Annotated in this window: 20 protein-coding genes; 12 read left to right on the forward strand and 8 right to left on the reverse strand. The window is 65.2% G+C overall.

The window, feature by feature from the left end; genetic code table 11:
* Positions 1–37 precede the first annotated feature (37 nt).
* Positions 38–1,333 (forward strand): MFS transporter, encoded by a 1,296-nt coding sequence (locus ACIP21_RS07925; protein ID WP_400686096.1) that lies wholly within the window; start codon positions 38–40, stop codon positions 1,331–1,333.
* A 23-nt stretch (positions 1,334–1,356) separates the two neighbouring features.
* Here the strand turns inward: ACIP21_RS07925 and ACIP21_RS07930 are convergent, their stop codons facing one another.
* Positions 1,357–2,532: an MFS transporter gene (locus ACIP21_RS07930; RefSeq protein WP_400686099.1), complete on the reverse strand. Its 1,176-nt coding sequence runs from the start codon at positions 2,530–2,532 to the stop codon at positions 1,357–1,359.
* Between the two features lie 303 nt (positions 2,533–2,835).
* On the opposite strand from ACIP21_RS07930, the gene mexE reads away from it, so the two are divergent.
* From mexE to ACIP21_RS07955, 5 genes are all read left to right on the forward strand, one after another.
* The gene (mexE, locus tag ACIP21_RS07935) at positions 2,836–4,077 is read left to right on the forward strand and encodes a multidrug efflux RND transporter periplasmic adaptor subunit MexE (RefSeq protein WP_400686102.1); all 1,242 of its coding nucleotides are present in this window, start codon (positions 2,836–2,838) and stop codon (positions 4,075–4,077) included.
* 12 nt (positions 4,078–4,089) lie between these two features.
* Positions 4,090–7,269, forward strand: coding sequence for an efflux RND transporter permease subunit (locus ACIP21_RS07940; RefSeq protein ID WP_400686105.1), 3,180 nt, complete (start codon positions 4,090–4,092; stop codon positions 7,267–7,269).
* Positions 7,266–8,684 carry an efflux transporter outer membrane subunit gene (locus tag ACIP21_RS07945; protein WP_400686108.1) on the forward strand — a complete coding sequence of 473 codons (1,419 nt, stop codon included), beginning with the start codon at positions 7,266–7,268 and terminating at the stop codon, positions 8,682–8,684. Before ACIP21_RS07940 ends, ACIP21_RS07945 begins: the two co-directional genes overlap by 4 nt.
* Before the next feature lie 144 nt (positions 8,685–8,828).
* Positions 8,829–9,884, forward strand: a complete 1,056-nt coding sequence (locus tag ACIP21_RS07950) for a tetratricopeptide repeat protein (protein WP_400686111.1) — start codon at positions 8,829–8,831, stop codon at positions 9,882–9,884.
* Between the two features lie 102 nt (positions 9,885–9,986).
* Positions 9,987–11,591 (forward strand): response regulator, encoded by a 1,605-nt coding sequence (locus ACIP21_RS07955; protein WP_400686113.1) that lies wholly within the window; start codon positions 9,987–9,989, stop codon positions 11,589–11,591.
* A 6-nt stretch (positions 11,592–11,597) separates the two neighbouring features.
* Here ACIP21_RS07955 and ACIP21_RS07960 read toward each other — a convergent pair whose 3' ends face one another.
* Positions 11,598–13,586, reverse strand: coding sequence for an ATP-binding protein (locus ACIP21_RS07960; RefSeq protein ID WP_400686116.1), 1,989 nt, complete (start codon positions 13,584–13,586; stop codon positions 11,598–11,600).
* A 271-nt stretch (positions 13,587–13,857) separates the two neighbouring features.
* Here ACIP21_RS07960 and ACIP21_RS07965 point away from each other — a divergent pair, with 271 nt between their 5' ends.
* Both ACIP21_RS07965 and ACIP21_RS07970 read left to right on the forward strand, forming a co-directional pair.
* Complete coding sequence (locus ACIP21_RS07965) at positions 13,858–14,547, forward strand: type 1 glutamine amidotransferase domain-containing protein (protein WP_400686118.1); 690 nt, start codon at positions 13,858–13,860, stop codon at positions 14,545–14,547.
* A gap of 119 nt (positions 14,548–14,666) precedes the next feature.
* Positions 14,667–15,473, forward strand: coding sequence for a CSS-motif domain-containing protein (locus ACIP21_RS07970; RefSeq protein ID WP_400686120.1), 807 nt, complete (start codon positions 14,667–14,669; stop codon positions 15,471–15,473).
* 16 nt (positions 15,474–15,489) lie between these two features.
* Here the strand turns inward: ACIP21_RS07970 and hppD are convergent, their stop codons facing one another.
* Positions 15,490–16,566, reverse strand: a complete 1,077-nt coding sequence (gene hppD, locus ACIP21_RS07975) for a 4-hydroxyphenylpyruvate dioxygenase (protein WP_400686122.1) — start codon at positions 16,564–16,566, stop codon at positions 15,490–15,492.
* Positions 16,567–16,906: 340 nt separating this feature from the next.
* Here hppD and rarD point away from each other — a divergent pair, with 340 nt between their 5' ends.
* Positions 16,907–17,794 carry an EamA family transporter RarD gene (gene rarD / locus ACIP21_RS07980; RefSeq protein ID WP_400686125.1) on the forward strand — a complete coding sequence of 296 codons (888 nt, stop codon included), beginning with the start codon at positions 16,907–16,909 and terminating at the stop codon, positions 17,792–17,794.
* Here rarD and ACIP21_RS07985 read toward each other — a convergent pair.
* The gene (locus ACIP21_RS07985) at positions 17,757–19,328 is read right to left on the reverse strand and encodes a TerC family protein (RefSeq protein WP_400686128.1); all 1,572 of its coding nucleotides are present in this window, start codon (positions 19,326–19,328) and stop codon (positions 17,757–17,759) included. The genes rarD and ACIP21_RS07985 overlap by 38 nt on opposite strands.
* A gap of 284 nt (positions 19,329–19,612) precedes the next feature.
* Between ACIP21_RS07985 and ACIP21_RS07990 the strand changes: the two genes are divergently transcribed.
* Entirely contained in the window at positions 19,613–20,194 is a 582-nt protein-coding gene (locus ACIP21_RS07990) for a LysE family translocator (protein ID WP_400686130.1), read from the forward strand.
* A 49-nt stretch (positions 20,195–20,243) separates the two neighbouring features.
* Here ACIP21_RS07990 and ACIP21_RS07995 read toward each other — a convergent pair whose 3' ends face one another.
* Both ACIP21_RS07995 and ACIP21_RS08000 read right to left on the reverse strand, forming a co-directional pair.
* Positions 20,244–21,080: an AraC family transcriptional regulator gene (locus ACIP21_RS07995; RefSeq protein WP_400687099.1), complete on the reverse strand. Its 837-nt coding sequence runs from the start codon at positions 21,078–21,080 to the stop codon at positions 20,244–20,246.
* A 10-nt stretch (positions 21,081–21,090) separates the two neighbouring features.
* Positions 21,091–21,633 carry a helix-turn-helix domain-containing protein gene (locus ACIP21_RS08000; protein ID WP_400686132.1) on the reverse strand — a complete coding sequence of 181 codons (543 nt, stop codon included), beginning with the start codon at positions 21,631–21,633 and terminating at the stop codon, positions 21,091–21,093.
* A gap of 152 nt (positions 21,634–21,785) precedes the next feature.
* Between ACIP21_RS08000 and ACIP21_RS08005 the strand changes: the two genes are divergently transcribed.
* Both ACIP21_RS08005 and ACIP21_RS08010 read left to right on the forward strand, forming a co-directional pair.
* On the forward strand, positions 21,786–22,568 hold the full coding sequence (locus ACIP21_RS08005) for an aldolase (protein ID WP_400686134.1): 783 nt from the start codon (positions 21,786–21,788) through the stop codon (positions 22,566–22,568).
* Between the two features lie 33 nt (positions 22,569–22,601).
* A complete protein-coding gene (locus tag ACIP21_RS08010) occupies positions 22,602–23,489 on the forward strand; it encodes a dihydrodipicolinate synthase family protein (protein WP_400686135.1) in 888 nt (295 codons plus the stop codon).
* Between the two features lie 125 nt (positions 23,490–23,614).
* On the opposite strand, the gene ACIP21_RS08015 is transcribed toward ACIP21_RS08010, so the two are convergent.
* Both ACIP21_RS08015 and ACIP21_RS08020 read right to left on the reverse strand, forming a co-directional pair.
* Positions 23,615–25,033, reverse strand: coding sequence for a short-chain fatty acid transporter (locus ACIP21_RS08015; protein ID WP_400686137.1), 1,419 nt, complete (start codon positions 25,031–25,033; stop codon positions 23,615–23,617).
* A gap of 192 nt (positions 25,034–25,225) precedes the next feature.
* Positions 25,226–25,882: a CoA transferase subunit B gene (locus ACIP21_RS08020; RefSeq protein ID WP_400686139.1), complete on the reverse strand. Its 657-nt coding sequence runs from the start codon at positions 25,880–25,882 to the stop codon at positions 25,226–25,228.
* Between the last annotated feature and the right edge of the window lie 18 nt (positions 25,883–25,900).

Below are 25,900 nucleotides of genomic sequence, written 5' to 3' on the forward strand. Positions count from 1 at the left end.
CGCTGTGCCCTTCATCCCATAACAACAAAAGCGAGCCATGATGAAAACCACCACACCGACCCGGGGCGCCACCCTCGGCGCCATCCTGCGGGTCACCAGCGGCAACTTCCTCGAACAGTTCGACTTCTTTCTGTTCGGTTTCTATGCCACCTACATCTCCCAGACGTTCTTCCCGGCCAGCAGCGAGTTCGCCTCGCTGATGATGACCTTCGCGGTGTTCGGCTCGGGCTTCCTGATGCGCCCGCTGGGCGCCATCGTGCTGGGCGCCTACATCGACAAGGTCGGGCGGCGCAAAGGGCTGATCGTGACCCTGTCGATCATGGCCGCCGGTACCGTGCTGATCGCCCTGGTGCCCGGCTACGCCAGCATCGGCATCCTCGCCCCGCTGCTGGTGCTGCTGGGGCGGCTGCTGCAAGGCTTTTCGGCCGGTGCCGAACTGGGCGGAGTGTCGGTCTATCTTGCAGAAATCGCCAAGCCGGGGCGCACCGGGTTCTACACCAGCTGGCAATCGGCGAGCCAGCAAGTGGCGATCGTCGTGGCGGCGGCGCTGGGCTACAGCCTCAACGCCTGCATGGAAACCAGCGAGGTGGCAGCCTGGGGCTGGCGCATCCCGTTCTTCGTCGGCTGCGTGATCATCCCGTTCATCTTCATCATCCGCCGCTCGCTGCAGGAGACCGAAGCGTTCAAGGCCCGCGGGCATCACCCTGGCGCCGCCGAAGTGTTCCGCTCGATGTGCGACAACTGGCGCACGGTGCTGGCCGGCGGCCTGCTGGCGGCAATGACCACCACCACGTTCTACCTGATCACGGTCTACACCCCGACCTTCGGCAGGACCGTGCTGCAACTGAGCACCACCGACAGCCTGGTGGTGACCTTGCTGGTCGGGGTCAGCAACTTCATCTGGTTGCCCATCGGCGGCGCCCTGTCCGACCGCATCGGCCGGCGCCCGCAACTGCTGGCGATCTCGCTGCTGTGCGTGCTGACCGCCTACCCGGCCATGCACTGGCTGGCCGAGGCCGCGAGCTTCGAGCGGCTGCTTGCGGTGCTGCTGTACTTCTCGTTGTTCTTCGGCCTGTACAACGGCGCGATGGTCGCGGCGCTGACCGAGGTGATGCCGGCGAACGTGCGGGTGGTCGGCTTTTCCCTGGCCTTCAGCCTGGCCACTGCGCTGTTCGGTGGTTTCACCCCGGCGGTGTCGACGCTGCTGGTGCAGGCCACCGGCGACAAGGCATCGCCGGCCTACTGGCTGATGTTCGCGGCGGTGTGCGGGTTCACCGCGACGACCGTGCTGTACCGCCGCCCCAAGGCCATGGCGGCGCCCGCCAAGCCCTGAGGCACCCCGGCGTGCGCGCAGGCTCAATGGCTGGCGCGCACCCGGCGCATCACCAGCCCCACCAGCAGCACATTGGTCAGTGCCAGCAGGCACAAGGTGACCAGCACGCCCATCGAGCCGAAGTGTTCGAACAGATACCCCCCCACCAGCGGCGTCAGCGCCTGCCCGACCAAGGAAGGCCGCGACATGCGCCCCATCAGCAGCACGTACTGCGCCGGTGGCATCATCGCCAGCGGCAGCAGGCCACGCACGATCGCCCGCAAGCCGTTGCCGCAGCCGAACACCAGCAAGCCGATGGCCGTGGCGGCTGGCACCAGCGTCACCATCAGCAGCCCCACCAGCACCAGGCTGACCCAGGCCAGCGCGGTCCAGATCGGGTGGCGCTTGCCGGCGAGAATCTGCAGCACCCGTGAGGCCACCTGGCTTGGGCCAAGCATGGCCGCCAGGCCGATGGCCACCGGCAGCGAATGCCCAAGCCCCTGCAACACGGCCACCAGTTGCACGGCGATGGCGGTCATGATGATTGCGCCGATGGCGAACATGCTGGTCAGCAGCCAGTAGAGCTGGCGGTCGACGCCGACGGCTTCGCCCTGCTCCTGCGCCTTGAGCGGCGCCTCGACCCGGCCACCGGCGGGCAGCACCCGCCAGTACAGCGGCGCCACCACCACGATCAGCACCAGCGCGTAGCACACGCAGGTCGCGCGCCAGCCGAAGTGCTCGATGGCCAGGGCCACGGTTGGCCAGGACAGGGTCGAGGCGAAACCGGCGATCAGGGTGATGCCGGTGATTGCCTTGCCTGCGCCTTCGCCATACAACCCACCGAGGGTGGCGAACAGCGCTTCGTACAAGCCCATGGCCATGCCGACCCCGATCACCGCCCAGGCCAGCAGGAACAGCGCCAGGCTGTGGCTGCTGGCCATGACCAGCAGGCCCACCGCCACCACCGCGCCGCTGGCGGCCATCTGCGGGCGGCCGCCGTAGCGGGCGACCAGGCGGCTGGACAAGGGCGCGAACAGGGCCGAGACCATCAGGCTCAGGGACAGCGCGCCGTACACCCATTGGCTGGGCCAGCCGGTGTCGCGGCTGATCGGGTCGGCCATCACCGCCATGAGGAAGAACGAGCCGCCCCAGACCAGGATTTGCAGTACGCCGAGGAGGACGATACCAAGAGGGCTGGGCAGGCGGTGGTAAGTGTGCAAGGTGGGGCCTATTTCAGTCGCTGAGCTGGGGGTGGCTGCACTGGCCTCTTTGCGGGTGAACCCGTTCCCACAGGGCCTGCACACGGCTTGAGGCTTGTGCTGTCCGTGTGGGAGCGGGTTCACCCGCGAAGGGGCCGGCACTGCTTTAGAGGGCTTACCTGCTGGCCCCGTCACATGCCCGCCATCGATGATTGATCCCGCCTTATCATTGCGCGTGATAATAACCTTCGCTGCGTTCGATTCGTGCGTCACGCGCAAGACACTCACACTCCGCCCACTACTAATACATTGGCGGAGTTCTCCATGGACCACTCACTCAAACCCTTGCGCTTCCCCCTCGCTGCCCTGGCAGTGGTGGTGCTCAGCGCTTGTGGCCGCACCCCCGACGCTGCGCAGGCTCCCGCCGCGCCCAAGGTCAGCGTGGCCAAGGTCATCGAACAGCCGATCAACGAGTGGGACGAATTCACCGGCCGCCTGGAAGCTCCGGAAACCGTCGAAGTACGCCCCCGGGTCTCCGGCCAGATCGACCAGGTCGCCTTCACCGAAGGCGCCCAGGTGAAGAAAGGCGACCTGCTGTTCCAGATCGACCCGCGCCCGTTCCAGGCTGAAGTCCGCCGCCTCGAAGCGCAGCTGCAGCAGGCCAGGGCCACCGCCGTTCGCAGCGCCAACGAAGCCCGCCGCGGCGAGCGCCTGCGCGACAGCAACGCGATCTCCGCCGAACTTGCCGAATCGCGCAGCAGCGCCGCCGCCGAAGCCCGCGCCGGGGTCGACGCGATCCAGGCCCAGCTCGACCTGGCTCGCCTGAACCTCAGCTTCACCCGCGTCACCGCGCCGATCAGCGGCCGCGTCAGCCGCGCTGCGTTCACCGCCGGCAACATCGTCAGCGCCGATGTCACGCCGCTGACCAGCCTGGTCTCCACCGACAAGGTCTACGCCTACTTCGACGCCGACGAGCGCGTGTACCTCAAGTACACCCAGCTGGCGCGCGAAGGCCAGCGCGGCCAGAGCACCCCGGTGTACCTGGGCCTGACCAACGAAACCGGCAACCCGCACCTGGGCCAGATGAACTTCGTCGACAACCAGGTCAACCCGCGCACCGGCACCATCCGTGGCCGCGCCGTGTTCGACAACCGCGACGGCCAGTTCACCCCCGGCCTGTATGCGCGCCTGAAGCTGGTCGGCAGCGCCCAGTACGATGCCGTGCTGATCAACGACGAAGCGGTCGGCACCGACCTTGGCAAGAAGTTCGTGCTGGTGATGGACAAGGACAACAAGGCGGCCTACCGCGCCGTGGAACTGGGGCCCAAGCTCGAAGGCCTGCGCATCGTGCGCAGCGGCCTGGCCAAGGACGACCGCATCGTGGTCAAGGGCCTGCAGCGCGTGCGCCCTGGCTCGCCGGTGACGCCGCAGGAGACCGCCATGGCCAGCGACCAGACCCTCGCCGCCCTCGCCCAGCAGCGCCAGGCCCTGGAGGCCAGCAACCCGGCGCCGAAAGTGGCCGGCACCAACGAAAAAGTCGCCAGCGCCCAGGCGCCACGCGGTTAAGGGACCCCTCCGATGAACTTCTCGAAATTCTTCATTACCCGGCCGATCTTCGCCGCGGTGCTGTCGCTGGTGCTGCTGATCGCGGGCTCCATCTCGCTGTTCCAGCTGCCGATCAGCGAATACCCGGAAGTGGTACCGCCCACCGTGGTGGTGCGCGCCAACTTCCCCGGCGCCAACCCCAAGGTGATCGGCGAAACCGTCGCCGCGCCGCTGGAGCAGGCCATCACCGGCGTCGAGAACATGCTGTACATGTCCTCGCAGTCCACCGCCGACGGCAAGCTGACCCTGACCATCACCTTCGCCCTGGGCACCGATCTGGACAACGCCCAGGTGCAGGTGCAGAACCGCGTCACCCGTACCCAGCCCAAGCTGCCGGAAGAAGTGACCCGTATCGGCATTACCGTCGACAAGGCCTCGCCCGACCTGACCATGGTCGTGCACCTGACCTCGCCGGACAACCGCTACGACATGCTCTACCTGTCCAACTACGCCATCCTCAACATCAAGGACGAGCTGGCACGCCTGGGCGGCGTGGGTGACGTGCAGCTGTTCGGCATGGGCGACTACTCGCTGCGCGTGTGGCTCGACCCGAACAAGACCGCTTCGCGCAACCTGACCGCCAGCGACGTGGTCGCCGCCATCCGCGAGCAGAACCGCCAGGTCGCCGCCGGCCAGCTGGGCGCCCCGCCCGCCCCAGGCGCGACCAGCTTCCAGCTGTCGATCAACACCCAGGGCCGCCTGGTCAACGAGGAAGAGTTCGAGAACATCATCATCCGCGCCGGCGCCGATGGCGAAATCACCCGCCTCAAGGACATTGCCCGGGTCGAGCTCGGCTCCAGCCAGTACGCCCTGCGTTCGCTGCTGAACAACCAGCCGGCCGTGGCCATCCCGATCTTCCAGCGCCCGGGCTCCAACGCCATCGAGATCTCCGACGAAGTGCGGGCGAAAATGGCCGAGCTGAAGAAGGACTTCCCGGAAGGCATGGACTACAGCATCGTCTATGACCCGACCGTGTTCGTCCGCGGCTCCATCGAAGCGGTGGTGCACACCCTGTTCGAAGCGCTGATCCTGGTGGTGCTGGTGGTGATCCTGTTCCTGCAGACCTGGCGCGCCTCGATCATCCCGCTGATGGCCGTACCCGTCTCGCTGATCGGTACCTTCGCGGTCATGCACCTGTTCGGCTTCTCGCTCAACGCCTTGTCGTTGTTCGGCCTGGTGCTGGCCATCGGCATCGTGGTGGACGACGCCATCGTCGTGGTGGAGAACGTCGAGCGCAACATCGGGCTTGGGCTCAAGCCGCTCGAAGCCACGCAGAAAGCCATGAGCGAAGTGACCGGGCCGATCATCGCCACGGCGCTGGTGCTGTGCGCGGTGTTCGTGCCGGCGGCCTTCATTTCCGGCCTGACCGGGCAATTCTACAAGCAGTTCGCCCTGACCATCGCCATCTCCACCGTGATTTCGGCGTTCAACTCGCTGACCTTGTCGCCCGCCCTGGCGGCCGTGCTGCTCAAGGAGCACCACGCACCCAAGGACCGTTTCTCGCGCTTGTTGGAAAAGCTCCTGGGTGGCTGGCTGTTCGCGCCGTTCAACCGCTTCTTCGACCGCGCCAGCCATGGCTATGTCGGCGGCGTGCGGCGGGTGATCCGCGGCAGTGGCATCGCCCTGTTCGTGTATGCCGGCCTGATGGGCCTGACCTACCTGGGCTTCTCGTCCACCCCGACCGGCTTCGTCCCGGCCCAGGACAAGCAGTACCTGGTGGCCTTCGCCCAGCTGCCTGACGCCGCCAGCCTCGACCGCACCGAGGCGGTGATCAAGCGCATGAGCGAAATCGCCCTGGAGCAGCCGGGCGTGGCCGATTCGGTGGCCTTCCCGGGCCTGTCGATCAATGGTTTCACCAACAGCCCGAACAGCGGCATCGTGTTCACCCCGCTCAAGCCGTTCGACGATCGCAAGGACCCGAGCCAGTCGGCAGCCGCCATCGCCGCCGCGCTGAACGCCAAGTTCGCCGACATCCAGGACGCCTACATCGCGATCTTCCCGCCACCGCCGGTACAAGGCCTGGGCACCATCGGCGGCTTCCGCCTGCAGATCGAGGACCGTGGCAACCTGGGCTACGAAGCGCTGTACAAGGAAACCCAGAACATCATCGCCAAGAGCCACGAGGTGCCGGAACTGGCGGGCCTGTTCACCAGCTACACGGTCAACGTGCCCCAGGTCGATGCCGCCATCGACCGGGAGAAAGCCAAGACCCACGGCGTGGCGATCACCGACATCTTCGACACCCTGCAGGTCTACCTGGGTTCGCTGTACACCAACGACTTCAACCGCTTTGGCCGCACCTACCAGGTCAACGTCCAGGCCGAGCAGCAGTTCCGCCTCGATGCCGAGCAGATCGGCCAGCTGAAGGTGCGCAACAACCTGGGCGAGATGATCCCGCTGGCGACCTTCCTCAAGGTCAGCGACACCGCAGGCCCTGACCGGGTCATGCACTACAACGGCTTCATCACCGCCGAAATCAACGGTGCCGCAGCCCCCGGCTACAGCTCCGGCCAGGCCGAGGCGGCAATCGAGAAACTGTTGAAAGAGGAACTGCCCAACGGCATGACCTTCGAGTGGACCGACCTGACCTACCAGCAGATCCTCTCGGGCAACACCGCGTTGCTGGTCTTCCCGCTGTGCGTGCTGCTGGCCTTCCTGGTGCTGGCCGCCCAGTACGAAAGCTGGAGCCTGCCGCTGGCGGTGATCCTGATCGTGCCGATGACCCTGCTGTCGGCCATCACCGGGGTGATCGTGTCGGGTGGCGACAACAACATCTTCACCCAGATCGGCCTGATCGTGCTGGTTGGCCTGGCGTGCAAGAACGCGATCCTGATCGTCGAGTTCGCCAAGGATGAGCAGGCCAAGGGCCTCGACCCGCTGGCCGCGGTGCTGGAAGCCTGCCGCCTGCGCCTGCGGCCGATCCTGATGACCTCGATCGCCTTCATCATGGGCGTGGTGCCGCTGGTGTTCAGCTCCGGCGCCGGCTCGGAAATGCGCCATGCCATGGGTGTGGCGGTGTTCTCGGGGATGATCGGGGTGACCGTGTTCGGCCTGTTCCTGACCCCGGTGTTCTTCTTCCTGATCCGCCGTTTCGTCGAGCGTCGCCAGGCCCGCAAGGCCGCACGCGCCGCCGTGCTGGAGAACCACGCATGAACCTGCTCAAACCCCTGACCCCAAGCCTGCTGGCACTGGCCCTGGCGGCCTGTGCGGTAGGCCCGGACTACAAGACCCCGGACACCGAACCCGCACGCCTGGACAGCGCCGAGGCCCAGGCCAAGGCGTTCGACCGCAGCCGCTTCGAGAGCCTGTGGTGGAAGCAGTTCGACGACCCGGTGCTGAACCAGTTGGTGCAGGCCTCGCTGGACGGCAACCGCGACCTGCGCGTGGCCTTCGCCCGGCTGAAATCGGCCCGGGCGATCCGTGACGACGCCGCCAATGACCAGCTCCCGGTGGTCACAAGTCGTGCCAGCAGCGAGGTCGGCAAGGGCCAGGTGCCCGGCCAGACCGAGCAGCGGGTCAACCAGGAACGCTACGACCTGGGCCTGGACATGGCCTGGGAGCTCGACCTGTTCGGCCGCATCCAGCGCCAGATCGAGGCCAGCGAAGCCCAGACAGCGGCGGCCCAGGCCGACCTGCAGCAGTTGCAGGTGAGCCTGATCGCCGAGCTGGTCGATGCCTATGGGCAGCTGCGTGGTGCGCAACTGCGCGAGAAGATCGCCCTGGCCAACCTCAAGACGCAACAGGAGTCGCGCACCATCACCGTGACCCTGCGCGACGCCGGGGTCGGCAACGAGCTCGACGTGGTACGCGCCGATGCCCGCCTGGCGGGTGTCGAGGCGACCGTGCCGCAGTTGCAGGCCGAACAGGCCCGCGCCCGCCACCGCATCTCCACCCTGCTCGGCCAACGTCCGGAGGCACTCAGCGTTGACCTGTCGCCCAAGGCCCTGCCGGCCATTGCCAAGGCCTTGCCGGTCGGCGACCCGGGCGAACTGCTGCGGCGTCGCCCGGATATCCGCAGCGCCGAGCGCCAGTTGGCGGCAGCCACCGCCAGCGTTGGCGTGGCCACCGCCGACCTGTTCCCACGGGTGAGCCTCAGCGGCTTCCTCGGCTTTACCGCCGCGCGGGGCTCGCAGATCGGCTCGTCGGCGGCCAATGCCTGGGCACTGGGCCCGAGCATCACCTGGGCCGCGTTCGACCTGGGCAGCGTGCGGGCCCGCCTGCGTGGGGCCAAGGCCGATGCCGAAGGTGCCTTGGCCAACTACGAGCAGCACGTGCTGCTGGCCCTGGAAGAGTCGGCCAACGCCTTCAGCGACTACGACAAGACCCAGCAGCGACTGCTGTCGCTGATGCGCCAGAGCGATGCCAGCCGCAAGGCCGCCGACCTGGCCTCGGTGCGCTACCGCGAAGGTACGGTGGACTACCTGGTGCTGCTCGATGCCGAACGTGAACGCCTGAGCGCCGAAGACGCCCAGGCCCAGGGCGAGGTCGATCTGTACCGCGGCATCGTCTCGATCTACAAGGCCCTTGGCGGCGGCTGGCAGCCGGAAACGCTCGCCAGCACGCGCTGATCCCCCGCCGCAACGACTCCTTTGGTTGGTTCCTCCCCCAACCGTTTGCCCCGCGGGCCTTGGCCTGCGGGGCTTTTTTATGTTGCCTGCACCGGCATTCTGCCCCAAGCTCTGCCTTCCCACCGCCATGGACCGCGCCACACGATGCCCAGACGCCATCACGCCCTGATCGCCATTTCGCTGCTGGCCCTGGTGTCGATCGGTGTCGTCTACCTGCGCCGGGACACGCCCCCTTCGCCGCCGGTGCTGCCGCCGCACAGCTACGCCAAGGCGCTGCGCCAGGCCCACGACGGCCAACCCGGGGCTGCGCGGGTGCTGTACCAGCAATTGCAACGCGATGACCTGACAGCGATCCGCCGTGCCGCGCTGTACAGCGAACTCCCCAACTACCCCTCGCCGCAAGCCCTCAAGCTGGCCCGCCTGGACCTGGACAACGATGACCCGCTGGTGCGCCGTGCCGCCATCGCCAGCATCCACCGCCTGCTGCCACCGGCCCAGCGCAGCCTGGTGCTGGGGCCGTTGCTCGATGACGACGAGCAGAGCGTGCGCTTCGCCGCCGTGGACGCGCTGCTCGGCCTCGACCCCGACGCCATCGGCCTGTATTTCGGCCCCTTGCAGGCAGCACTGGAACAGTACCAGCAGACCTTGCAGCAACAACCGGACGACGCCGAAGCCCAGGTACACCTGGCGCGCCTGTACCTGCACGAGAACGACTATGTCCAGGCGGCCAAGGCGCTGCAGCGCAGCCTCGCGGTTGCCCCGGACAACCTCGACGCCCTGGCCACCCAGGTGCGGCTACTGGAACGCCAGGGCCAGCATGAGCAATCGCGCGAGGTCCTGGCCAAGGCCTTGGCCCTGCGCCCGGATTCAGCGTTCCTGCAATATGAGCTGGGGCTCTGGCTCAATCGCCACGAGCAGCGTGAATACGCCCTGCTCGCGCTGTCGCGCGCCGTGGAGCTGGAGCCGGACAACACCGACTACCGCTACACCCTGGCCGTGACCTTGCATGAGCTGGACCAGGCCGATGCCGCCCAGAAACAGCTGGAGACGTTACTCAGCCGCCAGCCGGCCAATCGCCGTGCGCGGGTGCTGCTGATCCAGTACTGGAAAGAAACCGGCCAGCTGCAGAACGTGCAGGTACTGCTGGCCGAACTGGAGCGGCAGAACCCCGACGATCCGTTCCTGCAACAAGGCCTCTGAATTTGCCTGGAACCCTCGGTGAACAGCCGTGGTCCAGAGGATAACGGACCACTGGCGGCAGGGCCGCGCATCGGCTCTGCTCACTGTTACAGGAGATTCGCATTGGCCAGCTCGTTGTCGCTGGATGAACGTGCCCTGATCCTGGCACCCCGCAAACTCGCCAGCGACACCTCAAGGCTGCTGGCGGGTGCGGGTATCGCCTGCCTGTGCACGGAGGACGGCGCCACGCTGCTGGCCTGCCTGGTGGAAGGCGCAGGCCTGGTGATCATTGCCCAGCAGGCACTGGACGACATGCCGGGCGCGCTGCTCGATGGCTACTTCCAACAGCAGCCGCCCTGGTCGGACCTGCCCATCGTGTTGCTGACCAACACGCCAGCCACTGCGGCCTCCCCGATAGACCATCCGCTGGGCAACCTGACCTTGCTCATGGCCCCTTTCGAAGATGTGCAGCTGCTGCACCTGACCCAGCTGGCACTGCGCAACCGGCGCCGCCAGTACCTGGCCCGCGATTGCCTGCAGGACCTCCAGCAGCGCCTGGACGCACGCAGCCAGGCACAACAGGTCAGCGAACTGGCCCTTTACCAGGCGCGCAAGATGGAGGCGATCGGCCAATTGGCCGGGGGCGTGGCGCACGACTTCAACAACCTGCTGACCAGCATCGGTGGCAGTTTCGAACTGATCGACCGGCGCCTGAAACAAGGCCGCAGCGAAGGGATCGACAGCCTGCTGCACCGGGGGCAGGAAGCGGTCGCGCGCGCCGCCCGGCTGACTCACCGGTTGCTGGCATTTTCGTCGCGGCAATCGCTGCACAGTCAGCGTGTCGACCTGCAGGCGCTGCTGCAGGGCCAGAAACTGCAAGCTTCGCCGCAACTCAGCGTAGCCTTCGAGGTTCGAACGCCTGCCGACCTGTGGCCGGTGCAAGCCGATGATGTGCAGTTGCAGGAAGCCATCGACAACTTGTTGCTCAATGCCTGTGAGGCCATGCCCAGTGGCGGCAGCCTGGTGGTCGGCGCATGCAACCAGCGGATCGCCAGCCACCAGTTCGAAGGCAGTGCCCTGGCCGGTGGCGACTATGTCTGCCTGAGCATTACCGACGATGGCCACGGCATGTCGCCGAACACCCTGGAACACGCCTTCGAGCCGTTTTTCAGCACGAAGCCGGTTGGCCAAGGCATCGGCCTGGGCCTTTCGATGGTGTATGGCTTCAGCAAACAGTCACTGGGCCATGTCGTGCTGAACAGCCAGCTGGGCCAAGGCACACGGGTCGATCTGTACCTGCCGCGGCACCTGGACCAGCCCCAGCCCCCCAGGCCCGCGACCGAGAATCTGGCTCCACCCGACGGCCAGCATGTGCTGGTAGTCGAGGACGACCCGCACGTGCGCCAGTTGCTGTGCCAGGCTTTGCAGGAAGAAGGGTTCCCCTGCAGCAGTGCCAGCAATGCCAGCGAAGCGCTGCAGCTGCTCAATTCGCCCCTGGCGATCGACCTGCTGCTCAGCGATGTCGGGCTGCCGGGCATGAACGGCCGGCAGTTGGCGGAAATAGCCCGCACCATTCGCCCACAGCTGCCGGTGCTGTTCATTACCGGCTACGCCGAGACGGCGATGGCCCGCGAGGGCTTTCTCGGCCAGGGCATGCAACTGATCTGCAAGCCCTTCGCACTGCAACAGCTGAAGACCAAGGTGGCGCAAATCCTCACGGGCGCCTGAGCTGGGTCACTCGCTGAGCATCAGCAAGGCCTGGTTCGCCAGGTTGTTCAACTGGAACGGTTTGAGCATCAGCGCCGTTCCCGGTATCTCCAGCAACTGCGGCTCCAGGGGTTGATCGGTGTAGCCGGTGATGAACAGGATCTTCTGCTCCGGTTCGATCATGCGCATCGCCCTGGCCACCTGGCGGCCACTGAAGCCACCGGGCAGACCGATATCCGTGATCACCAGGTCGAACGGCCCATCATGCCGGAAGCGATCGAGCGCGGCGTTGGCATCGGCGACATCGCTCACCTCGAAACCACGCTCGCGCAAGAACTCGCCCATCAGCACGCGCAGGTTGAGTTCGTCATCGACCAGCAGCAGGCGCTGCCCGCTCGCCCGAGGCATCGCCGGGACCAGGGCCGGCGCCGGCGGTTCGATCGACTCGTGACAGCGCGGGAACAGCATGGAAACCTTGCTGCCATGATCCGGCGCCGACTCGATCCAGACGTGGCCGCCGGACTGCCCGACGAAACCGTACACCATTGGCAGCCCCAGCCCGGAGCCACGCCCCATGGGCTTGGTGGTGAAAAACGGTTCGAACGCCCTGGCGGCATCCTCGGCAGACATGCCATGGCCGTTGTCGATGATGTGCAGGGCGACATAATCACCCGGCGACAGGCCGTTATCACCCGGGAACGCAGTGGACAGCCGCTGGTTGATGGTGCGGATCGTCAGTTCGCCACGCCCCAGGCAGGCTTCGCGAGCGTTGGCGCACAGGTTGACCAGCGCGCTCTCCAGCTGGGCGATGTCCAGGCAAACTGTCCACGGCTGCACGTCCAGCTCCCAGATCACGCGGATCTCGGCGCCCAGGACCTGACCCAGCAAGGGCTCCATGGCCGACAGCTGGCGGTTGAGGTCGATCGGCCTGGGTGACAATGGCTGGTGCCGGGAGAAGGCCAGTAGGCGATGGGTCAGGCTCATGGCGCGCTGCACGGAGTCGCGGGCAAGCTCGACATAGTGCTGCAGGCGCTCCTGGTGCCCCTGGTCCAAACGTCGTTGCAGCATTTCAAGGCTGCCACCGATGCCAGACAGCAGGTTGTTCATTTCGTGGGCCATGCCGCCGGCCAGCTGGCCCACCGACTCCAGGCGCTGGGTGTCGCGCAGCAAGGCCTCGGATTGACGCATGGCCTCCTCCCGCTCTTCGGTAATGTCGCGCCCCACCGCAGTGAGCAGCGAACCGTCGAAACGGGCCGTCCAGCGAAAGCAGTGATAATGGCCATCCACATGGCGCAAGCGGGTTTCCAGCTGCTCGACACTCTTGTCACGAATGAACTCGAGCGCCGACACCTCCACTTCGGCCTTGTCGGCCGGGTGCACCAGGTCGAGGATCGGCATGCCCAGTATCTGCTCGTCGTGCCAACCCAGAATGCGCTGCCAGGCCGGATTGACGGCCTGAATCCTGAGCTCGCGGCTGACCACCAGCATGGCATCGCGCGACAATTGCCAGATATGTTCGCGATCCGCCACGATGCGCTTGATCTGCCCTTCGAACGCCAGCGCCTGATCACGCCATCTGGCGTGGGCATCGACACTGGCGGTGGTCTCGATCACCGTGTGCAGAAAGCCGACGATATCGTTGAGTTCGTCGCGGATGGGTGTATAGCTGAAGGCATACCAGGCCTTGACCGCCGTGTTGTCGCACTCGACCATCAGCGGCTGGTCGTCGACGAAATGGGCACTGCCTTCAAGGGCCTTGAAGACCCAGGGGCCAATACCCTGCCAATGCTCGCTCCACACGCTGTCGAAGCGTTGCCCCAGCAATGGCCGCCCCCCCCCGAGCAAGGCCTGGTAAGCGGCATTGTGGACGATGCTCATGTCCGGGCCCCAGACCACGGCGCTGGGGAAGGGAGACACCAGCATCATGTCGACGGCGATGCGCAATGGCGCCTGCCAGTGCGGCAGTGGCCCCAGCGCGGTAGTGCGCCAATCGAACTGCGCAATGCGTTCGCCCATGTCGCCTGAGCCCGAATTGCCGGTTGGAGTACGGTGTGCGACCAATCTCGTGATTCCGCCGTTATTCAAGTTATGTCCATTGCTCGCATCATCGACGCGAATATTTGATGCCGCAATACCCGCCGGGCAAAAACACGCTGCGACATGCGCCGCCATCAAAGTAGCATAGTGCCACCATCGATATGGCGCAGTGGCAAACGCCAGCTATGCTGAGTAGGTTTTCCCGCGCCATGGAAAGATTGTCCCTCCAACTGCCGATGGGAGCGTGGTGATGAGCAAGAAGAAGATCCTGGTGGTAGTGACCAATACCGCCAAATACCCAGGGCTGAAACGTGCCACGGGTCTGTGGCTGGGTGAAGCCGTGCATTTCGTCGACAAGGTGCAGCAGGCCGGCTACAGCGTCGACTACGTCAGCCCGGCAGGCGGCTACGTCGCCATCGACCCGCACAGCCTGCAGATGGCACCGGACCTGGACTGGCAATGGTACGACGACAAGGCATTCATGACCCGCCTGGGTACGTCGCTGAGCCCTGGCAACGTCCGGGCCGAGGACTACGGCGCCATCTACTACACCGGCGGGCATGGCGTCATGTACGACTTCCCGGACAATGCGCCACTGCAGGAAATTGCACGCAAGATCTACGAAAACAACGGCATCGTCGCAGCGGTCTGCCATGGCGTGGCCGGCTTGCTGAACATCAAGCTCAGCGACAACAGCCTGCTGCTCAAGGACCGCCAGGTCACCGGGTTTTCCACTACCGAGGAAAAGCTGGCCGAACTGGACAAGGTGGTGCCCTTCCTGACTGAAAACGAACTGGTTGGCCGGGGCGGCACCTACAGCAAGCACGACGACCCATGGCAGCCCTTCGTGGTCCGTGACGGGCGACTGCTCACCGGGCAAAACCCCGCCTCCACGGGCCCGCTTGCCGATAAGGTGCTTTTGGCACTCGAGTTGAAATGAGTCCTACGCTCCAATTACCCGCATCCGTGGTCGAACACAGCCGAGGCTTACAGTAGCAAGGTGGCGCAACCAATAGGCTCTTCGCTTGCTTGTCCATCACGAGCGGAGGGCCGCAGGCCATGTCGAAGTTCAAGGTTGCCGGGCGCTGCTTTCAGCAACTGCTGCTGATCGTGTCGATCAGCCTGATACCGGTCGGTTTCGGCCTGATGATGTTGCTTTATCAGCACGACCAGAAACACCAGGAAAATGCCCGCCATGCGGTGACAGCCACCCTCACCGCGGTCGACCAGATCCTCGACCGCCTGCACATGGCTGCGCAAACCGCCTTGGTACTGGCAGGCACGCCGTGCCTTACGGCCAAACCACGATTGCTGGAACAGATAGAAGGCGCCCGCTACCTGCGCGGGCTGACATTGACCATGGACGGCAGGCCGTATTGCAAGACACTGGCCACATCGCACCCCTCGCCAGTACTCCCCGAAGGCCGGCACTCCTCCGTGCAACTGGTGTTTGGCTCGCACGCCACACCCAACGCCGTTCACGTAGCCTACCAACTACAGCGCGACAACCTGGGGGTGATCGCAACCGCCTATGGCCTGGCGTTGCGCAATGCAATGCGAGGCCACCCGGGCAACCCCGTCGTGATCCTCGAAACCAAGGAGGGTTTCATCTGGAAGAATGGCGACAGCCGAGATCAATCGCGGCCCACGCAGAGCGAGTTCAGGCATGCCGGCAAGTCGCAGCAGTACGGTTACACCGTGACAGCCGGCTACCTCGCCGGCTACTCGGCCCAACGGGCGCGCAGAACAGTGGTTCATACCCTGCCCGCGCTTGCGCTGATCGGCGTGATCACCGGCCTGATCAGCTATTGGAGCATCTTCTGCCATTGCGGCCAGCGCAACCGTACCGCCGTCAATTCAGCTTGACGGCGGTACGCGTCGATCACTCGGCGTTGAGCACGCCACGGCGGACCTGGTCACGCTCGATGGACTCGAACAGCGCCTTGAAGTTGCCTTCGCCGAAGCCATCATCGCCCTTGCGCTGGATGAACTCGAAGAACACCGGGCCGAGCAGTGTCTCGGAGAAGATCTGCAGCAGCAGGCGCTTGTCGCCGGACTCCGAGGCACCGTCGAGCAGAATGCCACGCGCTTGCAACTGGTCGACGGGTTCACCATGGCCTGGAAGGCGCTCTTCGAGCATCTCGTAGTAGGTCTGCGGTGGCGCGGTCATGAAACGCATGCCCAGGCCCTTGAGCGCGTCCCAGGTCTTGAGCAGGTCGTCGGTGAGGAAGGCCACGTGCTGGATGCCTTCGCCGTTGAACTGCATCAGGAACTCTTCGATCTGCCCGGCGCCCTTGGACGACTCCTCGTTCAGCGGAATGCGGATCATGCCGTCCGGTGCGGTCATGGCCTTGGAAGTCAGGCCGGTATACTCGCCCTTGATGTCGAAATAGCGGATCTCGCGGAAGTTGAACAGTTTCTCGTAGAAGCCGGCCCAGTAGGCCATGCGCCCGCGATAGACGTTGTGGGTCAGGTGGTCGATGATCTTCAGCCCAGCCCCCACCGGGTTGCGCTCGACACCTTCGATGAAGTTGAAGTCGATGTCGTAGATCGAGCTGCCTTCCTCGAAACGGTCGATCAGGTACAGCGGCGCGCCGCCGATGCCCTTGATCGCCGGCAGGCGCAGTTCCATCGGCCCGGTTTCGATCTCCACCGGCTGGGCCCCCAGTTGCAGGGCGCGGGCATAGGCTTCGTGGGCGTTACGCACGCGAAATGCCATGCCGCAGACCGACGGGCCATGCTCGGCGGCAAAGTACGAGGCGATGCTCTTGGGTTCGTTGTTGAGGATCAGGTTGATGCCGCCCTGGCGATACAGGTGCACGTCCTTGGAGCGGTGGGTGGCCACCAGGGTGAAACCGAGGATCTGCAATACCGGCTCGAGCACGCCAGGCGTCGGCGAAGCCAGTTCAATGAACTCGAAGCCCATCAGGCCCATTGGGTTGTCGAAGATATCAGCCATATTGGTGTCCTCATCTGCAGCGAAAGATTAGTGATTGCGCGGGATGTGGAGCGGCGATGGCGGAGCGCACGGGATACCGCGCACGCTGCGGGCGAGGAAGTCACCCATGATCAACTTGAACCCATGGTATGTCATATGGACCCATTCTCGGTGGGGTTGCCCCTTCGCTGGCGAAGGGCTTTATTGTTGTATTCGTAAATCGATTCTACATTGCGTAAAAAGCTTTGTCGCGCATTTGTTCGCCGGGGCCGCCCCAGGCGCTGCGCGGTTGCCGCAAGACGCGCCCCCTGAGATCATGCGCGGCTGATCCACCCGCTCACTCCCCGTATCCGAGGCATTCGTGTCAAAAGGCATTATTTCGTCGGTCATGGCGTCCTGTCTGTTCGCCGTGATGTATTTCTATACCTCCCTGCTCACGCCACTCGATGGCGAAGAGATCTTTGGCTGGCGCACGCTGCTGACCTTGCCCTGCCTGACCCTGTTCATGCTGGTCAGCAAGGACTGGAAGCGCGTCGGCGATCTGCTGGCACGGGTGCGCCAGACCCCGGTGTTGCTGCTGGGCATGGTCGGTACTTCATGGTTGATGGGCGTACAGCTGTGGCTGTTCCTCTGGGCGCCGCTGCACGGGCGCAGCCTGGAGGTGTCGATGGGCTATTTCCTGCTGCCACTGGCGATGGTGCTGACCGGGCGGGTGGTATACGGCGAGCGCCTGTCCCGGCTGCAGAAGGTGGCCGTGGGCTGCGCTGCGCTGGGTGTGGGCCACGAGCTGTACCAGCATGGCAGCTTTGCCTGGGAAACCCTGCTGGTGATGATCGGCTACCCGATCTACTTCGTGCTGCGCCGACGCTGCCGCACCGACCACCTGGGCGGCCTGTGGTGCGACATGTGCCTGCTGCTGCCCTGGGCGTTGTACTTCGTGATCAACGGGCCGCTGTCGAGTGACGACCTGCACGCGCACCCTGGCCTCTATGGCTTGATCCCGGTGCTGGGCGCGATCAGTGCTTCGGCACTGATCGCCTACGTGCTGGCCAGTCGGCTGTTGCCATTCAGCCTGTTCGGCCTGCTCAGCTACGTCGAGCCGGTGCTGCTGGTCGGCGTGGCCCTGCTGCTGGGCGAAACCATCGGCCCGGATCAGTGGCTGACCTACCTGCCGATCTGGGCCGCAGTGCTGGTGCTGGTGCTCGAAGGCTTCAAGCACCTGTTGCGTCAGCGTCGGCGCTCGGTGTAAGGCGCACCTGGCGCACCCGGCGCTCCTCCACCGCCACCACGGTCATGCTCCAGCCATTCCAGCCCAGGCGATCACCGACCACCGGCAAACGGTCGAGCAGGCTCATCACCAGGCCCGCGAGGGTCTGGTAGTCCTCGGTGGCGCGGGCGCTGAAGCCGGTCCGCGCCTGGACCTGGCTGAGGTTCAGGGCGCCACTGACGACAAAGCTGCCATCTTCCTCGACGATCGCCGGGCCTTCCACCTCGCTGGCGTCCGGCAACTCGCCGGCGATCGACTCGAGGATGTCGGTCATGGTCAGCAGGCCGGTGAAGTCACCGAACTCGTTGACCACGAAGGCGATGTGCGTCGACTGGCCGCGCATCTGCTCCAGGGCGTTGAAAATGCTGAAGCTCTCCAGCAAATTCAGCGGCGCCCGGGCCATGCGCTCGAGGTCCGGCTGGCTGCCCGTCAACAGCTCCTTGAGCAGTTCCTTCTTGTGCACGAAGCCCAGCGGTTCCTCGATGTGGCCATTGCGGATCAGCGGCAGGCGCGAGTACGGCGAATTGGCCAGGGCTGCGGTGATGGCGTCCGCCGGCTGCGCCAGGTCGATCACGTCGACTTCGGCGCGGGCGGTCATCACCGTGCGGATCGGCCGCTCGGCCAGGTTCAGCACGCCACTGATCATCACCCGCTCGCGGCGGTCGAACAGCACCTGTTGCTCACCCCCGTCGACCAGGTCGGCAATCTCTTCGCCCACCTCGTCAGCCTCGACCCGGCGCCCGCCAAGCAGGCGCAGCACCGCATGGGCAGTACGTTCACGCAGCGGCTTGTGCTGCTGCAGGCTGCGCTTGCGGCGGGCACGGGCCAGCTGGTTGAACAGTTCGATCAGGATCGAGAAGCCGATGGCCGCGTACAGGTAACCTTTGGGGATGTGGAAGCCCAGGCCTTCGGCGGTCAGGCTGAAGCCGATCATCATCAGGAAGCCCAGGCACAGCATGATCACTGTCGGGTGGGCGTTGACGAAGCGGGTCAGCGGCTTGCTGGCAACGATCATGATGCCGATCGAGAAGATCACCGCGATCATCATCACCGACAATTGCTCGACCATGCCCACGGCCGTGATCACCGCGTCCAGCGAGAACACCGCATCGAGCACGACGATCTGCGCCACGATCGGCCAGAACGCGGCGTGGCGCACGGCACCACTGGCCTGGGTGACATGGCCTTCCAGCCGCTCGTGCAGTTCCATGGTGGCCTTGAACAGCAGGAACACACCACCGAACAGCATGATCAGGTCGCGGCCGGAGAAGCTCTTGCCGAACACCTCGAACAGCGGCGCGGTCAGGGTGACCATCCACGAGATGCTGGCGAGCAGGCCCAGGCGCATGATCAGCGCCAGGCTCAGACCGATGACCCGGGCGCGGTCGCGCTGATGGGGCGGCAGCTTGTCGGCGAGGATGGCGATGAACACCAGGTTGTCGATGCCCAGCACCAATTCGAGGACGATAAGCGTCAACAGGCCCAGCCAGGCCGTGGGATCGGCTAGCCATTCCATCAGCGGGTACTCACGAAGAAGGCGTCACGAGGACGGGGGCAGGCAGCCCGGGAGGGCAAATGACTATGGGGCCGGGACGGCCGGGGACTGGGGGGCTCCGCGAAGGTGCTCATATAGGCCTTGAATGAAAATAGGGAGGACGATGCTACAAGCACAGCAGGTTTTTCTGATAGCGCGAAACTATTACAAAACCTGTAACAGGTGTTCAGGGGATTTTTCTTCAATACCCATGTCCACGGGGGACCCAGGATGGGGCCTCTATCACGACACAGAGTTGCCCCACCATGAGCCTGTTCCTTTCCATGGCCGCCTTCGCCCTTGCGGCCTCGATTTCCCCGGGTCCGGTCAATATCGTCGCGCTCGGTAGCGGTGCCCGCCATGGCTTGCGTGCCAGCCTGTGGCATGTGACCGGCGCGACCCTGGGCTTCTGCCTGCTGCTGGTACTGGTGGGGCTGGGCCTGCACCAACTGCTGCTGCGCTGGCCGGCATTGGGCGTGGCGCTGCACTGGGGTGGCGTGGCGTTTCTGCTGTGGATGGCGTGGAAGCTGGCCAGCGATGATGGCCAGCTGGGCGGTGAGCGCCAGCACGCTGCACCGTCGGCCTGGCAAGGGGCCGCGATGCAGTGGCTGAACCCCAAGGCCTGGCTGGCGGCGGTGGCAGGCGTGGGGGCCTATACCGGCGGGGAACAGCAGCTGTTGTGGCTGTTTGCCTGGATCTACGCGCCGATCTGTTTCGTTTCGGTGGCGTGCTGGGCCTGGGCCGGGAGTGTAATCCGCCAGTATCTGCGGGACGCGCGGTACATGCGCTTGCTCAATCGCGGTCTGGCGGTGTTGTTGATGGGTAGTGCGGTGTACCTGATCATTTGATGCCGTCTGTAGCTGCCTCTTCGCGGCCAAGGCCGCTCCCACAGGGATATCACGGCACGTGTGGGCAACGCTTCACCTGCAGCAGCGGGCTTGCCCGCGAAAAGGTCGGTACGGCATCGCGATAGTGCCCGGGTGTCGACGCCAGGTGCTGCTTGAAGGCCCTTTGCAGGTGCGCCTGGTCGGCAAACCCGGCCTCCAGCGCTACTTCGGCGATCGCCCGCCCGCCGCGCAGCTGCGCCCGCGCCTGCTGCACCCGCTGGTCGAGCAGGTAACCATGGGGCGTCAGGCCGAAACGCTGGCGAAACGCGCGAATCAGGTAGGAACGGGACAAGCCACAGGCCGCGCAGATATCCGCAAGGCTCAACGGGTCGGCACGATGTGCGCGAATGAAGGCCGCAGCCGCATCCAGCTGTGGATGCTCGGCACGCATGCTGTCGATCTCCGCAGGCAGATAGCGCGGAAGGTCCTCGAAAAACCGGGCCAGCCGCGCTTCCCGATCCGGCAAATCCACCTCGAAAAGATCGGCGAACAGCGCAAGCAGGCGGCTGTAGAGCCCCGCCGCAGTGCTCAACGTCTGTGCCGGCAGCGCAAAGCCGCGCGCCTGCAGCCACGGCAGGTCGACGTACAGCATCAGGTATGACCAGCCCTCACCCTCGATCGGGTTGCAGGCATGCACCACGCCCGGGTTCATCACCACCGTGGTCCCGGCGCCCACCTCGACCTGGCTGTCGCCGCTCAGGTACGTGCTGCGCCCGCTGGTGATCGCGCCGATGGAGAAACAGTCGTGGGAATGCGCTGCATAGCACACCTCGCGCCCGTCGCGTACGCGCCGGGCCTCGACGAAGGGCAATGCCGGATCCCGCCAGAACCGCGACACCTCGATCATCGCCCTGCCCTCACTCGCCGCTGTCATGCACCACCACCAGCAACTGCGCCGGGTGCTCCCCGACCGAACGCAGGCGGTGCGGCGTCTGGGCGTTGAAATGCAGGGCATCGCCCTGTTCCAGCAGGACCCGTTCGTTCATGAAGTCGACCTCGACCTGGCCGGCATGAACGAACAGGAACTCTTCGCCCTGGTGTTCCTTGAAGGTCGGGTCGCTGAACGCGAGGGGCGGCTGAATCAGAAACGGCAGCAGGCTGCGCTGCCCGACCTGGCTGGTCAGCGCCGCGTAGCCCGGGCCCTGCCCGTCACCGACCAGTGCCTGGCGCTCACCCTGGCGCACCAGGCTGTAGAGGCTCTGCCCGGGCTGCTCCTCGGCGAACAGTTCCTCCACCTGGACATTCAGCGCCCGCGCCAGCTTCAGCGCGGCAGCAATCGACGGCGTGTTCAAGCCGCGCTCGACCTTGGACAAGTAACTCTTGGTCATGGCGGATTTCTCGGCCAGTGCCTCGAGGGTAATTCCAAGTTTTTTTCTTAACAATTTCAATCTGTTAGACATGCGACGCGATTTTCCCGGACCCACACGCTTGCTTATGACACTTTGTGTCATATAGGATTATTTGTGTCACGCGCTACCCGCTTCCCCCACCGACCAAAGCAGTGGAACGGGCCAGCACGGACATCGCTCATCACGCCACAGAGGAACATCCCATGGCCAAGACCCTGACGCACAGCAAAGACCAACTGGTCCAGCAGGCGCTGTCGCAGATGCAAGCCTCGCTTGCCGATAATACGTGGACTGTGCGGGAAAAGCTGGCCCTGACCTGCCGAATTCTCTTCGACCACGGCCACGATTCCGGCCTGGCCGGGCAGATCAGCGCCCGCGGCCCACAGCCTGGCACCTTCTACACCCAGCAACTAGGCCTGGGTTTCGATGAAATCAGCGCCAGCAACCTGTTGCTGGTCAACGAAGACCTCGAGGTGCTCGAAGGCCAGGGCATGCCCAACCCGGCCAACCGCTTCCACAGCTGGGTGTACCGCGCCCGCCCGGACGTGAACTGCATCATCCACACCCACCCGACGCACGTCGCCGCCCTGTCGATGCTGGAAGTGCCGCTGGTGGTCTCGCACATGGACCTGTGCCCGCTGTACGACGACTGTGCGTTTCTCGAAGCCTGGCCGGGGGTGCCGGTGGGCAACGAGGAAGGCGAGATCATCAGTGCCGCCCTGGGTGACAAGCGCGCCATCCTGCTCTCGCACCATGGCCAGCTGTCCACCGGTACCAGCATCGAACAGGCCTGCAATTACGCACAGTTGATCGAACGTGCGGCACGCCTGCAATTGCTGGCCATGGCCGCCGGAACCGTCAAGCCCATCGAGCCGGCGCTGGGCCGCGAGGCGCACGACTGGATCGACCGGCCCAAGCGCCACAGCGCCGCCTTCAGCTACTTTGCCCGGCAGAGCCTGCGTAGCCACGCCGACTGCCTGAACTGACCCCAGATTGCCTTGCTTGCGGAGCCTGAAACCATGACCACTCAATTCCACGGCATCATCGGCTACACCATCACCCCGTTCAGCGCCGATGGCGAGCAGCTCGACCTGCCTGCCCTGGGCGCGTCCATCGAGCGCCTGATCGACGGCGACGTGCAGGCCATCGCCCCGCTGGGCAGCACCGGCGAAGGTGCCTACCTGAGCGACAGCGAATGGCAGCAGGTGGCCGAGTACAGCCTCGCCAAGGTGGCCAGGCGCGTGCCGAGCATCGTCAGCGTCTCCGACCTGACCACCGCTGGCGCCGTGCGCCGCGCACGCTTCGCCCAAACCCACGGTGCCGACGCGGTGATGGTGCTGCCGGCAGCCTACTGGAAGCTCAGCGAAGCCGAGATCGTCCAGCACTACCGCACGATCGGTGCCGCCATCGACCTGCCGATCATGCTCTACAACAACCCCGCCACCAGCGGTACCGACCTGCCGGTGGAGCTGATCCTGCGCATCGTGCGCGAAGTGCCCAACGTGACCATGGTCAAGGAGAGTACCGGCGACATCCAGCGCATGCACAAGCTGCACCTGCTGGGCGAAGGCCAGGTGCCGTTCTACAACGGCTGCAACCCGCTTGCGCTGGAGGCGTTCGTGGCCGGCGCCAAGGGCTGGTGCACGGCGGCACCGAACCTGATCCCGGGGTTGAACCAGGCGCTGTACCAGGCGGTGCTGGCGGGGGACCTGGCCCAGGCCAGGGCGCTGTTCTACCGGCAGTTGCCGTTGCTGGACTTCATTCTGAAAGGTGGCTTGCCGGCGACGATCAAGGCCGGGCTGGGGCTCACCGGGTTGCCGGTGGGTGAGCCGCGGCGGCCGGTGTTCGGGCTGGATGACCAAGGCCGGGCGACCCTGGCGACATTGTTAGCAGAGCTGGCTGATTAAGACCTGTATCGGCCTCTTCGCGGGTGAACCCGCTCCCACAGGGATTGCACAAGACTTAAGCCTTGCGCTGTACCTGTGGGAGCGGGTTCACCCGCGAAGAGGCCGGTGCAAACGACGCATTTATATCAAGGCATCACCGGCGGCACATATTGCAGTGTCGCTCCCAGCGCCCAAAGCAACACCAGCACCAACGGCACATGCACCAGCAACTGCACGAACGAGAAGCCGATCAGGTCGCGCGCCTTCAGCCCCAGCACACCCAGCAGCGGCAGCATGTAGAACGGGTTGATCAGGTTCGGCAGCGCCTCGGCGGCGTTGTAGATCTGCACCGCCCAGCCCAGGTGATACTGCAGGTCGTTGGCCACCAGCATCACGTACGGCGCTTCGATGATCCACTTGCCACCCCCCGAGGGGATGAAGAAGCCCAGCACCGCCGAGTACACGCCCATCAGCAGCGCATAGGTATCGTGGGTGGCGATCTGGGTGAAGAACAGCGAGATGTGGTGCGCCAGGGTCTGCTCGTCCACGCCCTTGACCTGGGTGAGGATGGCCGCGATCGAGCCGTACAGTGGAAACTGGATCAGCACCCCGGTGGTGGTCGGCACGGCACGGGCCACGGCATCGAGGAAGCTGCGCGGGCGCCAGTGCAGCAAGGCACCGAGCATGATGAACAGCAGGTTGTAGGTGTTCAGCCCGGAGATCGCGGTGATCGCCGGCTTGGTGGCGAACTCCTGGTACAGCCAGCCGCCGGCCAGGGCCACCAGCATCAGGATCAGGATCGGGCTGTGCTCCAGCCATTCGCCCGGGCGGGTGCGCTTGGGCGCTGGCGGCGCGGTAAAGCTGGGGTCGACACCACAGTCCTCGGCGCTGCGGGCGCTGTTGGGCCCCGGGGCGGTGGCATAGGCGATGACCAGCGAAACGATCACCAGCGCGGCCAGCATGACGCCGGACTGCCACAGGAAGATGGTTTCGGTGAACGGAATGACGCCGGTAATCGACAGGATCGACGGCGGCAGGCTCGCCGGGTTGGCCTGCAGTTGCGCGGCCGACGACGACAGCCCCAGCGCCCACACGGCGCCCAGGCCCAGGTAGGCGGCGGCACCGGCGGCGCGGTAATCCATCTTCAGCTCAGTGCGCCGCGCCAGGGCGCGCACCAGCAAGCCGCCGAACACCAGCGACAGGCCCCAGTTGAGCAGTGACGCCAGCATCGAGATCAACGCCACCCAGCACACGGCCGAACGGCCATTCTTGGGGAGGCGCGCCAGGCGGTCGATCAACCGGGCGGCGGGCGGCGAGCTGGCCACCACGTAACCGCCGATGACCACGAAGGCCATCTGCATGGTGAACGGGATCAGGCTCCAGAAGCCATCGCCAAAGGCCTTGGCGGTGTCGGTCGGCTTGGCGCCCATGGCCAGTGCGCCGATGCACACCAGCATCACGGCCAGGGCGGCGAACACCCAGGAATCGGGGAACCAGCGTTCGGCCCAGTTGGAACAGCGCAGGGCAAAGCGGGCGGAGCGGCTGTCTTGGATTTCAGCGGCCACGGAGGCATTCCTTTTATTGGTTTTATCGGATGTTTCAGCAAAAACGCAAAAAACCCTGTAGGAGCGGCCTTGTGTCGCGAAAGGGCTGCAGAGCAGCCCCGGGGACCTCAGCTTCGCAGCTGAAATTGCCGGGGCCGCTCTGCGGCCCTTTCGCGACACGAGGCCGCTCCTACAGGGGGGCAGCGTGGGGTTTTAGAAGGTCATTTCCTTGACATCGTCCGGCACGATCAGCTTGCCGGCGGTCTTCGCGATGATTTCCTCCACACTCACCCCAGGCGCGGTCTCGCGCAGGATGAAGGCGCCATTGTCGATTTCCAGGTAGGCCAGGTCGGTCAGCACCTTGCGGATGCAGCCGGCGCCGGTCAGCGGCAGGCTGCAGCGTGGCAGCAGCTTGGACTCGCCGTCCTTGGAGGCGTGGGTCATGGTGACGATGATGTTCTCGGCACCGGCCACCAGGTCCATGGCGCCGCCCATGCCCTTGACCAGCTTGCCGGGGATCATCCACGAGGCGATGTTGCCGTCCACGTCCACTTCGAAAGCGCCCAGCACGGTCAGGTCGACGTGGCCGCCACGGATCATCGCGAAGGATTGCGCCGAGTCGAAGATCGACGCCCCCCGGCGGGCGGTGACGGTTTGCTTGCCGGCGTTGATCATGTCGGGATCGAGGGTGCTTTCGGTGGGGAATTCGCCCATGCCGAGCAGGCCGTTTTCCGACTGCAACATCACGTCCATGTCGGCGGGCACGTAGTTGGCCACCAGGGTCGGGATGCCGATGCCGAGGTTGACGTAGTAGCCGTCCTTCAATTCACGGGCGACGCGTTGCGCCATCTGTTCGCGGGTCAGTGCCATGGTCAGGATCTCTTTGTT

Origin of the sequence: Pseudomonas sp. NPDC089401, from assembly GCF_044749485.1 — a bacterium.
Taxonomy (GTDB): Bacteria; Pseudomonadota; Gammaproteobacteria; order Pseudomonadales; family Pseudomonadaceae; genus Aquipseudomonas.

Excerpts from the sequence above, each read along its gene's own strand:
- hppD (WP_400686122.1), bottom strand. The coding sequence starts at position 16,566 with ATGGCTGATATCTTCGACAACCCAATGGGCCTGATGGGCTTCGAGTTC.
- ACIP21_RS08010 (WP_400686135.1), top strand. The coding sequence starts at position 22,602 with ATGACCACTCAATTCCACGGCATCATCGGCTACACCATCACCCCGTTC.
- ACIP21_RS07970 (WP_400686120.1), top strand. The coding sequence starts at position 14,667 with ATGTCGAAGTTCAAGGTTGCCGGGCGCTGCTTTCAGCAACTGCTGCTG.
- ACIP21_RS07940 (WP_400686105.1), top strand. The coding sequence starts at position 4,090 with ATGAACTTCTCGAAATTCTTCATTACCCGGCCGATCTTCGCCGCGGTG.
- ACIP21_RS08005 (WP_400686134.1), top strand. The coding sequence starts at position 21,786 with ATGGCCAAGACCCTGACGCACAGCAAAGACCAACTGGTCCAGCAGGCG.
- mexE (WP_400686102.1), top strand. The coding sequence starts at position 2,836 with ATGGACCACTCACTCAAACCCTTGCGCTTCCCCCTCGCTGCCCTGGCA.
- ACIP21_RS07945 (WP_400686108.1), top strand. The coding sequence starts at position 7,266 with ATGAACCTGCTCAAACCCCTGACCCCAAGCCTGCTGGCACTGGCCCTG.
- ACIP21_RS07960 (WP_400686116.1), bottom strand. The coding sequence starts at position 13,586 with ATGGGCGAACGCATTGCGCAGTTCGATTGGCGCACTACCGCGCTGGGG.
- ACIP21_RS08000 (WP_400686132.1), bottom strand. The coding sequence starts at position 21,633 with ATGTCTAACAGATTGAAATTGTTAAGAAAAAAACTTGGAATTACCCTC.
- ACIP21_RS07985 (WP_400686128.1), bottom strand. The coding sequence starts at position 19,328 with ATGGAATGGCTAGCCGATCCCACGGCCTGGCTGGGCCTGTTGACGCTT.
- ACIP21_RS07990 (WP_400686130.1), top strand. The coding sequence starts at position 19,613 with ATGAGCCTGTTCCTTTCCATGGCCGCCTTCGCCCTTGCGGCCTCGATT.
- ACIP21_RS08020 (WP_400686139.1), bottom strand. The coding sequence starts at position 25,882 with ATGGCACTGACCCGCGAACAGATGGCGCAACGCGTCGCCCGTGAATTG.
- ACIP21_RS07965 (WP_400686118.1), top strand. The coding sequence starts at position 13,858 with ATGAGCAAGAAGAAGATCCTGGTGGTAGTGACCAATACCGCCAAATAC.
- ACIP21_RS07925 (WP_400686096.1), top strand. The coding sequence starts at position 38 with ATGATGAAAACCACCACACCGACCCGGGGCGCCACCCTCGGCGCCATC.
- ACIP21_RS07995 (WP_400687099.1), bottom strand. The coding sequence starts at position 21,080 with ATGATCGAGGTGTCGCGGTTCTGGCGGGATCCGGCATTGCCCTTCGTC.
- ACIP21_RS07950 (WP_400686111.1), top strand. The coding sequence starts at position 8,829 with ATGCCCAGACGCCATCACGCCCTGATCGCCATTTCGCTGCTGGCCCTG.